General features: G+C 70.3%; 9 protein-coding genes. 3 read left to right on the top strand and 6 right to left on the bottom strand.

The annotated features are described in order from the left end of the window. Nucleotides 1–3: 3 nt before the first annotated feature. The 6 genes from OG205_RS38985 to OG205_RS38960 all read right to left on the bottom strand — a co-directional run bounded on the left by OG205_RS38985 (nt 4) and on the right by OG205_RS38960 (nt 7,231). Nucleotides 4–885 carry an SAM-dependent methyltransferase gene (locus tag OG205_RS38985; protein WP_330272827.1) on the bottom strand — a complete coding sequence of 294 codons (882 nt, stop codon included), beginning with the start codon at nt 883–885 and terminating at the stop codon, nt 4–6. 31 nt (nt 886–916) lie between these two features. Next, the gene (locus tag OG205_RS38980) at nt 917–2,593 is read right to left on the bottom strand and encodes a GH3 auxin-responsive promoter family protein (RefSeq protein WP_330272826.1); all 1,677 of its coding nucleotides are present in this window, start codon (nt 2,591–2,593) and stop codon (nt 917–919) included. Further along, nucleotides 2,571–3,254 (bottom strand): hypothetical protein, encoded by a 684-nt coding sequence (locus OG205_RS38975; RefSeq protein ID WP_330272825.1) that lies wholly within the window; start codon nt 3,252–3,254, stop codon nt 2,571–2,573. Before OG205_RS38975 ends, OG205_RS38980 begins: the two co-directional genes overlap by 23 nt. Nucleotides 3,255–3,595: 341 nt before the next feature. After that, complete coding sequence (locus tag OG205_RS38970; protein WP_330272824.1) at nt 3,596–5,818, bottom strand: SseB family protein; 2,223 nt, start codon at nt 5,816–5,818, stop codon at nt 3,596–3,598. A gap of 34 nt (nt 5,819–5,852) precedes the next feature. Beyond that, nucleotides 5,853–6,410: a hypothetical protein gene (locus OG205_RS38965; protein WP_330272823.1), complete on the bottom strand. Its 558-nt coding sequence runs from the start codon at nt 6,408–6,410 to the stop codon at nt 5,853–5,855. 215 nt (nt 6,411–6,625) lie between these two features. Then, nucleotides 6,626–7,231 carry a hypothetical protein gene (locus tag OG205_RS38960; RefSeq protein ID WP_330272822.1) on the bottom strand — a complete coding sequence of 202 codons (606 nt, stop codon included), beginning with the start codon at nt 7,229–7,231 and terminating at the stop codon, nt 6,626–6,628. Between the two features lie 1,108 nt (nt 7,232–8,339). Here OG205_RS38960 and OG205_RS38955 point away from each other — a divergent pair. Genes OG205_RS38955 through OG205_RS38945 form a run of 3 tightly spaced genes read left to right on the top strand, consistent with a single transcriptional unit; the run spans nt 8,340 to nt 14,337 of the window. Beyond that, nucleotides 8,340–11,225, top strand: a complete 2,886-nt coding sequence (locus OG205_RS38955; protein WP_330272821.1) for a scabin-related ADP-ribosyltransferase — start codon at nt 8,340–8,342, stop codon at nt 11,223–11,225. Beyond that, entirely contained in the window at nt 11,222–12,187 is a 966-nt protein-coding gene (locus OG205_RS38950; protein ID WP_330272820.1) for a nucleoside hydrolase, read from the top strand. The genes OG205_RS38955 and OG205_RS38950 overlap by 4 nt, the downstream gene beginning before the upstream one ends. After that, on the top strand, nt 12,184–14,337 hold the full coding sequence (locus OG205_RS38945; protein WP_330272819.1) for a hypothetical protein: 2,154 nt from the start codon (nt 12,184–12,186) through the stop codon (nt 14,335–14,337). The genes OG205_RS38950 and OG205_RS38945 overlap by 4 nt, the downstream gene beginning before the upstream one ends. Nucleotides 14,338–14,340 lie beyond the last annotated feature (3 nt).

The raw sequence follows: 14,340 nt of genomic DNA, 5'->3' as shown, positions 1-14,340 counted from the left end.
GGCTCAGACCTTCTTTCCGTGCACGTAGAACACCCTGGGGATGCCCGGTTCGTCGCGGGCGACCACGGTGTCCTGCCAGCGACCGTAGTGCGCGCCGGGTTCACCCGGCTGCACGGCGGCCACGTCGAACCCGTACGAGGCGAGCAGCCGCTCCGGCTCGTCGTCGCCGAACAGCCAGGGCGAACCCCAGTCGGCGAACAGTCCGAGCAGCTTCTGCGTCGACGGCGCGGACAGCGCGACCTCGTTGATCAGGTCGCAGATGAACGGGCTGCCGGGGACGGCGAACTGTCCCAGCTCGTCGAGCACCACTCGGGTGTCGGCCTCCGCCAGGTAGTACAGGACGCCTTCCAGCAGCCACACGGCCGGGCGGCCGGGGTCGAAACCGGCCGCGGTCAGATCGGCGCGCCAGTCGTCGGTCACCAGGTCGCTGCGGACCAGGTGCCGCCGCACCCGCTCCGCGGGCTCGTACCCGGCGAGTGCGGACTGCTTGAGGTCGAGCACGGCGGGCCGGTCCAGCTCGTAGACGTCCACCGGGTGCGGCCAGGACAACCGATAGGCCCTGGTGTCCATGCCGGCGGCGCCGATCACGACCTGATCGATGTCCCCCGGCGCCAGTGCGGCCGCCAGCCAGTCGTCGATGAACCGGGTGCGGATGGCGTTGTAGTCCAGGGTGTTGGGCAGCTTCCGGCCGTCTTCCGCGGGCTGTTCCCGGTTCCGCGAGGTGAGGCGAGCGACCTCGTCGAACAGCGCGACACCCACCTCACCCGCCAGGGCGGCCGCGTACGGGTCTTCGTAGAGGCGGTCCGGCCGAGTGCTTTCCTTGGTGCGCAACGCGGTGGTCAGCAGCGATGTCCTGGCGACCGCGTCGAAGTCCTGCAGGCTCAATGTGTTCCCCTTCTCCGGTTCCGGTTCGTCCTCAGTGGACGGTGCGTTCCAGCAACCGCCGCCACGCCACGTCGTCTCGCTGGAACACGCGGTCCTTCACCTGAGCGGGCCGGATTCCCGACTCGACCCTGGCCTGCCAGTCCCACGCGAACGCGTCCGCGGTGAGCACGTGCAGCACCGGCTCGCCGAGCCTGCCCGTTGCGCGCGCCGCCTCGTAGTCCGCGGACAGCACGCGCAACGCGTCGTCCAGCGCGGAGGCGAGCGCGGAGGTCTCGGCCGCACCCAGGTTCTGCTGTGGCGACAACGCGAACTCGTAGCGAGGAGTCGCCGAGTCGTCCGGGGTGACCGGGCGGCACGTGGCGTTGCGCACCGCCAGCCCGCCCGCGTCCAGGGCGATCCGCAGCGCCCGCACCACGTGCGACTCGCGCAGCCGCTCGCCCGCCACGTCCGACAGGGTGTTGCGGCCCGCGTAGCAGACCCTGGGCATTCCGTGCTTCCTGTCCACCACCCTGACCACGTCGCCGAGCGCGTACCGGTAGAGGCCGCCGACGTGGCTGAGCACGACGTGGTACTCCCGGCCGACCTCGAGCTCCTCGAACGACATCGTCGTGCTGTCGGCCGCCAGGTCGGTGTCGGCGTCGGCGAACTCGTGGACGGCGGCGCCGAGCGCGGGAGAACAGGCCACCGGGTGCCGGTCGACGCCGACCGCGACGAAGCCCTCCGAAGCGGCCACCGGCGCGGGCAGCGCCATGACGTCCGGGCCGAAGCTCGCGGCGAGGTGAGGCAGGTACAGCGAGGCCAGGCCGGTGGTCCAGCAGAAGATCAGCCGGAAGTTGGGCCAGACGTGCGCGGGCAGCAGGGTGCCGAAGTATCGGGCGAGCCGTTCCAGCTCATCGGCACGGGCCGGGTTGGGTTCGCCGTACGGGTGGCCGCCCAGCGTGCCGTCCCGCAGTTCCCGCACGATGCGCGGCCACCACTGGCCGAGTTGGTGCGGAACGGCCGCGACCATGGCGGGATTGATGCCGATGACGCACCGCACGTCGTGCTCGACGGCCAGTCGCAGCCTCAGATAGGCTTTCTCCAGGTAGTCGGTGTCCTCGACCGGTACCGGCAGTTCGCCCCACGGGGCCCGCGAACCGGGCTCGGCGGAGAGCGGCTCGCCGAACGCGGTCCCGAAGTCGACCTGGCTGGCCCCCAGGTGGGGCTTACCGGACTTGGTGGTCGCGGTTCGGTGCACGGGGTCGAACTTGAGGTTGAGCGTGCTGGCGTCGGTGGCCACGATCTCCGGGTAGTGCTCGACGAAGGGGGCCCAAGCCGCGTAGAACGGCGGGAAGAACCCGGTGCGCATGAACTCGCGAGTGATCGGGATCTTCTTGCTGTCACCGGTGCTGCCGCTGCTCATGAAGTACACGACCGGGTCGTCCGCGGACAGCACGCCGCGTTCGCCGCCGGCCGCGCGGTCGATCCACGGCGCCAGCGCGTCGTAGTCGCGGATCGGCACAGCGGCCCGGAAGTCGTTCCAGTCGTGGATGTTCTTGAAGTCGTGCTCCAGCCCGAAAGCGGTTCCGGCGTTCGCGGACACCAGCTCCTCGAGCACCCGCTGCCGGGTCGCCGACGGCGAGGCCAGGTCGCGCAGGAATCCGTCCCGTTCGGACAACACCCTGTCGCGGTACCGTTCGACGTCGTCAGCGGTCCAGTTGTTCGGCATCGCCGCTCCTCAGCGTTCGTCGAACCGCGGCGACCGTCTGTCCGACCCCGGTGGTCGCGTCCAGCAGGCTCATCGGCACCGCACCGATCTCGTTGATCATCAGCAGCCGCAGATCGGTCTGGAACCGCTGGAACCCGTCCCAGGTGGGAACCTGGCCGTAGTGCTCGAACGGGTTGAGCAGGGCGCCCTCGCCGCTGCGCCGCCAGGCCGTCTCGGGATCGACGTCGAGGTAGATCACCCTGCTCGGCCGGGGAAACGTCCGCCACCAGGCGAACAGGTCGTCGTTGACCATCCCGGCCAGCACGCACTTGGCGAGAACCTTGTAGTAGTAGGAGTCCACGACCACCGGCCTGTCCGAGTCCGCTTGGACGGCCTGGTCTCGCAGGTAGACGACAGAGGTCTGGAGCAGCGTGATCACGAAGTCGGTCGAGTACGCGGTGCCCAAGCCGCGCACGGCCCGGCTGACGAACCCGTCCCGCAGGTCGTTGACCAGAGAGCACTCCGGCCGGACGAAGCTGTCGTCGTAGGACACACACTGCACGTCGTGGGTCGCCAGCTCGGAGAGCAGCGTGGACTTGCCCGCGTAGTCAGGACCGAGCACCACCGAGAACTCCGGACACGACCGCGCCACCTCGCGGGTCGGCGACAACAGCGGCATCATGAGGCGGCCCCGACCGCGTGCCCGTACGCCCGTTCCGATCTGGGATGTGTCTTCATGCGCAAGCGAGCCACCTCCAGGTGCGGCTGGAGGCCGGCCTCGTCGACGGAACGGCCGGTCGTCCCCAGTTCTGCGTTCGCTGGAACGAGGACCAAGTTAGCGGCGCGAAATGCGGGAGAATTCTAGTTCTGCGGGGTTCGGCCGGCCACGAAGTGACCAGCCGTCCGCGACATCACCGGTGCGCCGGTCGACCAGGACGACTTCCTACTGGTCCACAGTGGACGGCCAGGCCGCACGTACCGAGGACCTGGTTGCTGCCCTTCCTACTGCGCAGACGGCGCTTCTCAGGTGTTCAGCGCGGCTATCAGGTCGTCGCCCGGTAGTTCCACGCCCAGCTGACCACCTGGGTTGATCAGCAGTACGCCGCCGGCCAGCACCGGGGCGAGTTCGCGGCCTGTCGTCTCCATCGGTGACGTGGCTTCCTGCGGCAGGTGGCCCGGTGCGGACCACACAGCCACGAAGCGGCGTCCGTCCTGGGTCACGCCCATGCGCAGGTTGCCCTGGCCGTCGGTCTCCGCGATCAGGTTGGCATCGAGGGTCGCCGTGAGCAGGCGTTCCTGCGGTGCCCAGCCGGCTGCGACGTAGCCCAGCGCCACGTCCAGGTCCGCCAAGGGTTCGGGGAAGCCGCGCCGTTGCGGGCCGGGGCGGTAGTTCGGGTTCAGGTACGTCTCGCCCGTCAGCTCACCGTCCGCGCCCACCGCGTAGGCGCCGAACAGCGTCGCGTCCGGGATGCCGTCCACGTAGTTCGGATTGACCTCCGGATCGGCGCACCACAGCCAGGTGTCGGGGACCTGCCGGCGGGCCTGTTCGCGCAGGGACTCCGTGGCCGGGGGCAGGCCGGGGTGCAGGGTGAAGTCGTCGATGTAGTCCGGGTACTCGACGAACGGCTTCGGCAGGACGTAGGCGCGGGCGCCGTCCGCGGTGAGAGCGGTGATCAGTGTCCACGGGCCCTTGAGCCGGTACAGGTGGTGCTCTCGGTCCGACTGGATCTCGCTCTCGTAGGCGAGGTTGCCGTCAGGAGCGCCATAACGGTGCACGAACAGGTCTTCGACCTTGGTCAGCCGCACGCCGGTCATCGTGTCCAGCGACGGGTCCAGCTCCGAGGTCACCTGGTACGGCGACTGCCATGCGGGCAGTTCCTCGTCGAGCTCGAACCGCAGCGCGTCCTGGTTCTCGATGAGCTGGCCGATCAGGTAGGTGACCGCGTTGCGGACGTCCGCGAACCTCTCGTGCTTCTCCTTCAGTTCGCCCTCTGCCCAGTAGACCTCGTACCAGTCGGCGTCGCGGACCAGGCACCACGCCTGGTCGCGGTGGCCTTCCAGGCTGTAGAAGCGCGGGCTGGTCTGGACGCGCGTGATCACCAGGCGAAGCGGTTCCAGCGCCTTGCCGAACGCCGCTTCGACCTGCTTCTCGCTGAACGGCCTGCCCATCGCGAGCGCCGCCGCGCGGGCCTTCGCGATCTCCGGGACGACGGGGACCTCGTAGCGCTGCTGGCGGATGTGGTCGACCAGCGCCATGGACGGCGGGATCTCGTGCGTGCGCAGGTGGTACGCGACGCTCGCGGGCCACACCCAGCGGCCGTCGGTGTGGTAGCCGAGCGGGACGACCTTCTCCTCACCACCGGTGAAGAGGTCCGTCGCCGAGCCGCGTGACGACAGGACGACCGGAGCGCTCTCCAGGTAGCGCAGTATCAGGAACTGTTCCCTGGCACCGATCATCGGCCGGTACCAGATTCCCCTGCCGTCCTCGACCAAGTCGAAGGCGCGCGCCAATTCGACCTGGGTCCCGGTGTCCTGCTGCCGCGGTTCGAACACGCTGACGCGGCCGGACTGCTGGATCTTGCCCGCCGCGTGCCACATCCAGTCCGGCACCGCTTCCGGCCGCCTCGGCAGCAACCGCAGCTCGTCGGCGGCGTGCGTGAGCGCATCGCCGACGAGTGATGCGAGCTGCCACTCCGGCTTGCCCTCGATCAGGAACCGGCGTGTGGTCTCGCCATCGGCGACGAACGTGAAGCCCGCGGTGAACCACGTGCCGAGGCTGTTGCGGAAGTCGCGCATCCGCAGCCGGTGCAGCCACTGGCTGACCATCACCGGCGGCGCCCACACGTGGGTGGTGCCGTCGACGGTGACCGTCGCGTCGACCTCCATGAGGCGGCCGAGTGCGCGGCACTGGAGTTCGATCTGTTGCCAGCCGTCCGGAGCGTGAGCGACGAGAGCTTCCTCGACCTGGCCGAGGATCGAGGTGTTGGTGCGCGGCATCATGTCGCCGGGGGGCATCGACGGGTACTGCGGCCACTCGCCGGGCAGCGGTGGCAGCTCGCGGAGCAGGACCAGTCGTTCGGCGCTCACGTGGCCCTGCAACGGATCCAGCTCGGTCGGTGCCACGCCTTCCTCGGTGATGCGCCAGACCTGGGCGCCCAGCACCGTCTCGAACCGCGCGATCGTCGCGTCCTGGCCGTGCTCGATCCGGAACGCCTCGTTCCCGTCGATCGCGATGTCGAACTGCACGTGCTTCACTCCCTGCCGCACAACGGAAAAACGGTCACGACTGGCGCGGTTCGACGAACTCGGCCCACTTCGGCGGCTGCTTGCCCATCTCCTCCATCATCTCCAGCATGTCGCGGAGGTCGACGACGTTCGGCGCGGTGCCCGCGAACCAGTCGGTGACGCTGTCCCACGCCTTGCGCGCGCCCTCGCCCTCGACGACGTCCCAGACGGGCGGGTCGGCCTGGTCCAGGTCGGCGCCGTCGATGACGTGGTACGCGTAGCCCTGGTGCGCCGTGAGCGCGAGCAGACCGCGCGGGTCGGCCAGCTCGTGGCCGAGGCCGTTGAGCGTGGCGACGGCGTGCCGTTTGCGTTCGGCGGTCATCGCGCCGACCCCGAACGCGGTACCGGCCAGCCACAGTCCTGATTGGACACCCATGATGCGCAACACCTGGCGCACCGCCTCGGGAACGTGTTCCACACCCTGGTCCGCGGCCATCTGGTCGATCTGGTCGTCGGACGCGCCCACCACGGACCCGCGACGCAGACCGTTCGCGCACACGCGCTCGAAGATCGCGTCGATGCGCTCGCTCGGGGTGTCAGTCGGATGGTTCACAGCGGGTAGAGCCTCTCTCCAACTCGACACCGATGACCCGTCACTCTCGGTTCGCGGGGTACGAACCGGCCAGATGTGGCATCCTGCCCAGCAGGCAAGACGCATCTGGGGGAAGAGAGTGTCAGCTCAGCCGGACGACCTGGTGACGGTCGTCGGATGACCGGACGTCAACGAGGTTCGTCGTCCTCATCGCACCACAGCAACAGTGGCAGTGATCATCGCAGCAGCCCGCCGCCCTCCTCGTCGTCCCCGTCACCCGGCGGCGTCGGTGGTCGCGGTACCCGCATGGACCCCGACGCGGTCGAGAATTTGGGCAGCAAGATCGCGAACCGTGGCGACCAGGTCCGCGGTGTCGTGTCGAGCAACCTCAACATCAACGCCAGCAGCGGCAGCGCGGGTGTCTTCGGCCAGGTCGCCATGCAGCACGCGGACCGCGCCATCAGCACCGCCCGCACCTCCGCGGAGATGGCGGCGACGGCAGCGGACAACGCCGGGGCGAAGACCAGGGCCACCGCACAGACGACCCGTGACACCGAACGCTCCGTGGGCGACTCGATGCGGAAGACCGACTCCCCCGCTCCTGCTCCCACCCGCAGCAGTTCGACCGGCACGTCCTCGCCGACCGCCTCTTCGTCGTCGACCGGCAGCCGGACGTCGACGCCACCCTCGCTGCCGGGTGCGACCTCCGGTCCCGTTCGACCGACCGCACCCGCCGCCGGCGGCGGGCCGGTCTCGCGCGCGCCGGAACCAGGTGGCGCCGGGCGGGCCGGTACACCTACGCCTGGTGGCCAAAGCGCACCCGCGATGAGGCCTTCACCCATGCCGCCCGGTGGTGCTACCCCTGGAACCACCACCGCGGGCAACAACGCACCAGGTCGAGGCCCGGGAGGCACACCTCCAGGCACCGTCGGCTCCCCCAGCCAGCAGGCCGACCGAGGCCCTGCTGGCCCTATGTCCACGTCGGGCACCGGTTCCGCGGGCAACCCACAGACGGGCCGCAGCCCTGGAGCTCCGGTCGCAGGCGGTATGGCGCCCGGCGGTGGAAGTCCGCAGGCCGGCCGCAGCCCTGCAGCGCCGATCGCGGGCGGTGTGGCGCCCACCGGCGGTCCGCAAGCCGGCCGCAGCCCCGCCGCGCCGGTGGCGGGCGGTATGGCGCCCGCAAGCGGTCCCCAGGCCGGAACCGGCTCGCAGGCAGGTCGTAACCTCGGTACCCCCGTCCCCGGCAATTCTCCCGCCGGCGGAGGCCCTGTGGCCGGCGGCAATCCGCCTCCTGGCCGTGGCGCCGCACCAGGAGGCGGTCCGGTGGGCGGTCCGCCGCCTGGTGGCCGCTCCTCCGGCCCCGCATCGCCCGGCCGCGCTCCTGGTGGTCCGGTGCCCGGCGGCAACGCACCTGCGGGAACACACCAGAGCGGCGCTCCGATCAGCCGGGCTCCGATGGCACCGCGCGGCGCGCCTCCGCAGGGTCCGCCGCAGCACGGTGCGGCGCAGCAGGGTCCGCCGCAGCAAGGTCCGCGACCGCCCGCCGGACCTCCAGGCATGCACCCCGGGGGCCAGAACGGGCCCTCACGTCAAGCACCCGGTCCCGGGCAAGGACATTCCCCTGCCGGGCAGCACAGGGCACCCGGTGGTCAAGGTCCAGGCCACGTCGGCTCCCACACTGCCGGCATGCCACCCGGCGGTCCGGGACGGGGAACACCTCCGAACGGCGGCCCACCCCGCCACACGCAGAACTTCGGGCCGTCGGGGATGCCTCCGGGCGGTCCCGATCGCGGGCAGGGCGCGCACCCTCACCCCGGCGCCCCGCGAACGGCGAACCCGCAGGGCACTCATCCGCAGTTGGCGCCACCCCACCGGCCGATGGCCTCTAAAAATCCGCAGCAGGTACCAGGGCACCAGCCCGGTGCCGGGCCTCGTCAGCACGGTCAGGGGTTGCCTCCGGCTCCTCACGACGGCAGGCCCGGCCGCGGTACCCCGCCACAGGACGGTCAGCCGCACCGCACTCCTGGCCAGACTCCCGGCAGGCCACCTCATGGCGTGCCGGACCACGGCGCACCCGTGCGGCGGCAGGACGACCGGTCTCCGAGGCACGACCGGCCCGCTCAACAGCCGACGCAGGACCGTCTCTCCCACAACCGGCCTGTCGACGGGCGTCCACCAGGCACGAACCCAGCCAACGATCGTCCCGCGCACGACCGCCCGAACCACGACCGGCTCCCTCAGGACCGGCCCGTCACCGACCGCCCAGGACACGACCGTCCCAGCGAGCACGCGCCCGATCGACACACCCCACAGTCCACCCCCGCCTACCAGCCGCACACCGACCCGTACCCGCCGGTGGCGATGCAGCACACGGACCTGTCCCACTACGACCAGTCGCAGATCGTGCACCGGCGCGTCGAGGACTTCCTGTCGGACGACAACACCCTCTTCCGCGGCACCCAGCAGACACCAGACCAGGTGCGCCAGGCGAGTGGGTTCACGCCTCCCCAGCGGCACGGGCAGGCAGACATCCTCAAGCACATCGAGGGCGACACCAACAGGTTCGTGAGCACCTCGACTGAGATCGACAAGGCCCTGACCTTCTCGTCGACCGGCGAGCACGGCTACCTCTACCGGATCAAGGCTCCCGGCGGCATCCTCTCCGAACCGACGCAGGACCGGATGGGGCACGAGGGCACACGGCACGGCGAGGGCGAGGCCCTGTTCGCAGGCGGCGTCGACTGGCGGTACGTCGAGGGATGGCACAAGGTCGTCCAAGGGCCTGACGGGAAGCAGATCGGCGAGTTCGTGCCGAACCCAGACTTCATCGGCGGAGAGCGGAAGACCGAGCCCAAGATCCCGGACGACCTCAGGTTCGAGCCACCGCCCGGACCCCCGCCCATCGAAATGCGGCCCTCGTGGAAGGTGGAAGAGGACGAGGCGCGCGAAGCCGCCGAACGCGGCGAGGTTCCGCCTGCCAAGGAGGAGCCGGCCGAGCCTCCCCAAGAGCAGAAGCCCATGCGGCCGTTGCCCACGAACGTCGACATCCAGGCCAGGCTGGATGGCGCACCCCCATCACCACCGCGGCCGACGGCGCTGCACGCGGGACACGGCGACGAGTCGAGCCAGCAGCGGGTGCTGCAGGAGCGGTTCCCCGGCATCGAGCAGGTCAACGCGCACAGGCTCGACGAGGACGGCCACCGGACGAACTGCGTCGAGGCGATGATCGCCGACGAGCGGCGCTACCACGGTGAGCAGGTCGAGGCGCGGCCGACGAGGCCCGAGGACGTGGCCGAGCAGGGCAGGCTGAGCCGGGTCCGGGACGCGCTGGGTGGTGAGTGGACCAGCCACAGGGACGTCGACAGCGTCACGAGGGCGATGGCGAGCACGCCGGAGAACTCCAGAGGTGCGCTCGCCTACAAGTACGTCGACGACGAGGGCCGCACGCAGGGCCACGTCGTCAGGGTCGTGAACACTCCGGACGGAGTCGCGTACGCCGATCCGCAGACGGGCCGGCTCGCGGAGCTGCCGGACAACGCGACGGACGTGCGTCTTCTCTCTGAGGACTACACGGATGACACGGCACACTCGCATGTCGAGGACGACGGCGGCTACGGCGCGACGCCAGAGGAACAGCGCGACGAGGCCGTTGACCAGGTCGCCGACGACCTCGGCATCAGCGATCCGGAGAAACGGCAGGCGCTGGCCGACACCTACGACGCCGCGAGGGAGTACACGGCGCCGATCATCGTGGACGTCGCCGCGCGCATTCACGACGACCTGAAGGTGATCGCCGACGCGGACCCGGACCACCGCGTGGTCTTCCTCGGCAGGGACGGGCACAGCCTCGCCCTCGCGAGCAGGGAGCTCGATCCGGCGTTCTTCGACCGGCACGCCAGCGAGGTCGTGCTGTCGAGAGCGGTCGTCGAGGCGGCGCTGAGGGACCTCGAGCGCTCCGATCCGGACCGGGATCTCAGTGCCGTCGACGATTTCCGGCTGCACAAGAAGGTCGCGGACGAGGACGTGCCCGGCGCGTACGACCGGCTGTCGGACTACCTCGACTCGGCGGGCGTGCCGATCCACGAAGACCGCGGCATCAGCCTCGTCGACACCAGCTACAAGGGCACCGTCCAGGAGATGCTGACGGCGGCGTACCCGGACCCGAGGTTCCAGGGCCACTACGCCTTCCACGGTCAGTCTCCCGGCGATCCGCACCCTGACGCGAAGAAGGGCTACCTCGTCGACCTCGAACCGGAGGACGGCGGTGGCAAGCCGTTGCGCGAACTCTCCGATGATCCTGGTCGCACCTTCGCGCACCAGGACGCGATCGGAGTCATCGAGGAAACGTTGCACGGTACGATGTCCAGTCCGCGCCGGATCGACGAGGGCGGGCCAGTGCAACAGCCGCAACGTTTCGAGCCCGACCTGACGGCGGGCATCAACCCGTTGAAGGTGGCCGAGCCCTTCCAGGATCCCGCGGTGCGCGAGGGCGCCAAGGCGATGAGCCTGCGCGCGGTCGTCGACGTCGCGCGGGAGATGGCCGAACTCAGGGCCGAGGGCGGTGCGTGGCGCGATGAGCTGTCCGCACGAGCTGAGCACGGCAGGGACCAGGTGCGATCGTGGGTGGCCGAGGACGGCAGCGGCGACCCGAGGTTCCGCGAGGTGATGGACTCCCTGGTGCGGCGTGGCGACAAGGGCTCGGTGCTGGCGGTGGAAGCCGCCGTGCGCGACCTGGCGCCTGACGAGCAGCGTCGCGTGTGGACGGAATTCGCCGCGTTGCCGACCATCGCCGAACGGGACGAGTACGCGCGCGAACTGCGGGAAGGGAAGCGATGAGCGAGGAGCTGAACCGGGAACGCCAGGAGCTGACCGGCCTGGCCCAGCGGTTCGGGCTGCCGCAGACGGTGTCGGGGGATCCGTTCCCGCCGTCTCAGGAGGGTGCGCCACTGATCATCGACACGGACGCCGGCGGCGACCCCGACGACGCCATCGCGCTCGTCGCCGCCGCGGCCGAACCGACGCTCACCATGGTGTCCACAGTGGACGAACTGGGTGGGCGCCGGGCGCGGTTCGTCCGGCACCTGCTCGACCTGCTCGGCCGCGAGGACGTGCGGGTGGTCGCCGGCGCTGATCTCGGCGACCGGAGGATGGACTGCATCGCGGGTCTGGTCCCGGATTCCGTCGAGCCGCAACGCACCGACCTGGCCGACGCGGTCGCGGAGGTCGTGAAGAGCACGGACGGCCTGGTCCGCTGGGTGGGCATGGGCCCGGCGACGAACCTCGCCGCGTTGCTGACCGAGAACCCGTCTCTCGCCGAACGACTGGTCGTGACGCAGATGGGCGGCGCGCTGAACTACCGCGATCCCGAACGGGCCGAACACAACTTCCGGCTCGACCCGGCGGCCGCGAACACCTTGCTCACCAAGGGAAAGCTACCGAAGCTGGTGCTGTCGGACACGACGTTCACACCGGAGCTGGAGATCACCAAGGACTCCGAACTCCACCGCAGGCTCGCCACGGCGGAGCACGCGTGGGCGAAGCTCGTCACCGCGCACATGGCTCAGTGGTTCGACCGCTTCCACCCCGGCACCATCCAGCACGACGGTCTGACGCTCGCCGCCGGCCTCCAGCTTCCCTACGTGGCACTGCGCCGGGAACGCGTGGTGCTCGACGACATCGGCCGGATGACCACGGCCCCGGACGGGAACCTCGCGCGGATCAGCGTCAAGGCCGACCACCGCGCCTTCCTGGCCTGGCTCACCAGGCGTCTGGACACAGCACTGGAGGAAACCCGATGAACCGCGACGAGGTGATCCGTTCCGCGTGGGACTGGATCGTCCGCACGCACGGTCCGAGCTCCGCGAACCTGCGGATCCTCACCGACGACGTGGTGCTGGTGCGCGGTCAGTGGCACGTGCCGTACGACGCGACCGACGACGTGCTCGTGCCGCTCCCTGCCGTGGAGGTACCCGACGACGGCGGCGAGCCACGCGCGTACGTTCCCACTCCGCCTTCGCCGTGGAAGCACGGAGTTCCCAGGGGCCAACGGGGTCCCGGCCTCTCGATCGTCGATCCCGAGTGGGATCTGGAGACCTTCGGGCACTTGGGGGTGCCGAAGGTCGCGATCCTGGGCTGGGTGCGCGAAGAGGGCTCGGACGAGTTCCGCCGCAACGCGGCGCACACCCCTGGCCCTGGTGGCCGGGGCTGGCCGCTGCCGCAGACACCGGCGGACAAGATCTTCTCCTACTACCAGTGCGGTTGGCTGGAAGAGGACGCCAGGTTCGTCTCCGGTGTCGTCGACGTGGTGGTGTGCACGACGGACCAGATCGGCCAGGACGACGACGGCCACACCTGGCTCGCCACCTACTCCTCCGACCGGCTCCTTCCGCCTGGAACCCGGCGGTGGCGCGAAGTCAGCGTGCGCGAACTCCTGACCACGACAACGGCGGACGAGGTGCGGGTCAACCCCGGCCACGACTGGCAGACATCGCTCAAGAGGCCCATCCCGCTCGACCGCTGGCCCGCGCCCTTCCCCCTGCCCGCTCCGGCCGAACGCCACGAGGACGGTGGCCCTGCGCTGGTCGAACGCGTGGACGAGGCCAGGGCGCACTGCCTCTCGTTCACCGCGGAAGAACGTGAGATCCTCGCGGAATGCCTGCGCTGGCAGGAAAGCGGCCAGCAGGGCCCGCCTCCGCGCGGTGTTCAGCAGAGCTGGGACGCGAACGGCGCGCGCGTGTGGCAGGCGCCGACGTTCGGCAAGGCCGCCGGGCTCCCCGCGACCCAGCAGAACGGGTGGCCGTGGCTGGCCGGTCTGCTCGCCGGCTTCGCACTGGGCGACAACCCTTACGAGGCAACTCTTTTCAAGCTGATCGACGACGTCGTCCGTGCCGTCGCGCAGGGGTCGCCTGCTTTCCGGGCCGATCACTCCTGGTTGCCGCGCCGCGAGGGCTGGCTGCCGAACACGCAGGAACCCGTCCGCGTGGTACGGGCGATCGTGGCCGGCCTCGGCGCCGGGAATCCTGTCGTCCGGGGTGTCGGCTGGGACGACGAGATCAGCCCGGTGATCGCCCGCGCGGTGTCGCGCGAGGCGTTTTCCCGTGCGCCGCACTACATCCTGCAGGAACTCGGCATGCCGGAGCCCGACACGGGCACTCCGTGGGGCTTCGCGGTGCGGATCGTGAGCTCGCTCGGCAACCATCCGCCGACTGCGCTCGCCGCGGCCGCCTTCGATCCCCTGGTGGAGGCGTTGACCGGCGCCCTGCTCGGAGCGTGGCACGGCGTCGCGGGCCTGCCGGTCGGACCGCAGCACGATCTCGCCGAATGTGTTGCCACCGAAGCGTTCCTGGCGTTCGACCCGAAGTACTCGCCCGCCGAGACGACGCATCCGGGCCTGCCCCCGATCAGCGACGCGATGCGCGCGGAAGCGGCGAAGAACCCTGGTGGCTGGATCTACTGCGCGGACCCGGACATCGATCCGCGCTACATCCAGGGCGCACCGCTGTTCACCCTGCTCGGCGCCTACGAGGTCGGACCCGATGGCCGATTCACCGGCGGGACCTGGGTGAACGACGAGTACAAGCCGAGCCCGCGACGGCTCGGGCTGCCCGAACCGCTGTGCGAGTTCGAGGTGGTGCTCAACTACGTCACGGCCGGCTGGCTGCCCTACGAGGCGGTCATGTCGGCGGCGCTGGAGTCGCAGTTGCTGGCCCAGCCCGGCCCGGACGGCAATCTCGCCATCGCCCGCGACGTGAACGGGAACGGCGTCCTCGCGCTGTACTCGTCTCCACGTCACCTCCCTCCCGGCGACTACCGGCCGGGAGGGATCACGCTCAAGGACGTCCTGTCGGTGCTGCCGGGCGTCCAGGTGCTGGTCAACCCCGGTGGCGCGGTGGGAGTGGACTTCAAGGGCGACGACCTGGTGGCGATGTTCACCGGTCGACCCGGCTGACGG

Origin of the sequence: Lentzea sp. NBC_00516 (genome assembly GCF_036346835.1) — a bacterium.
Lineage (GTDB): Bacteria > Actinomycetota > Actinomycetes > Mycobacteriales > Pseudonocardiaceae > Lentzea > Lentzea sokolovensis.
This window is presented reverse-complemented; position numbering and strand designations above follow the sequence as displayed.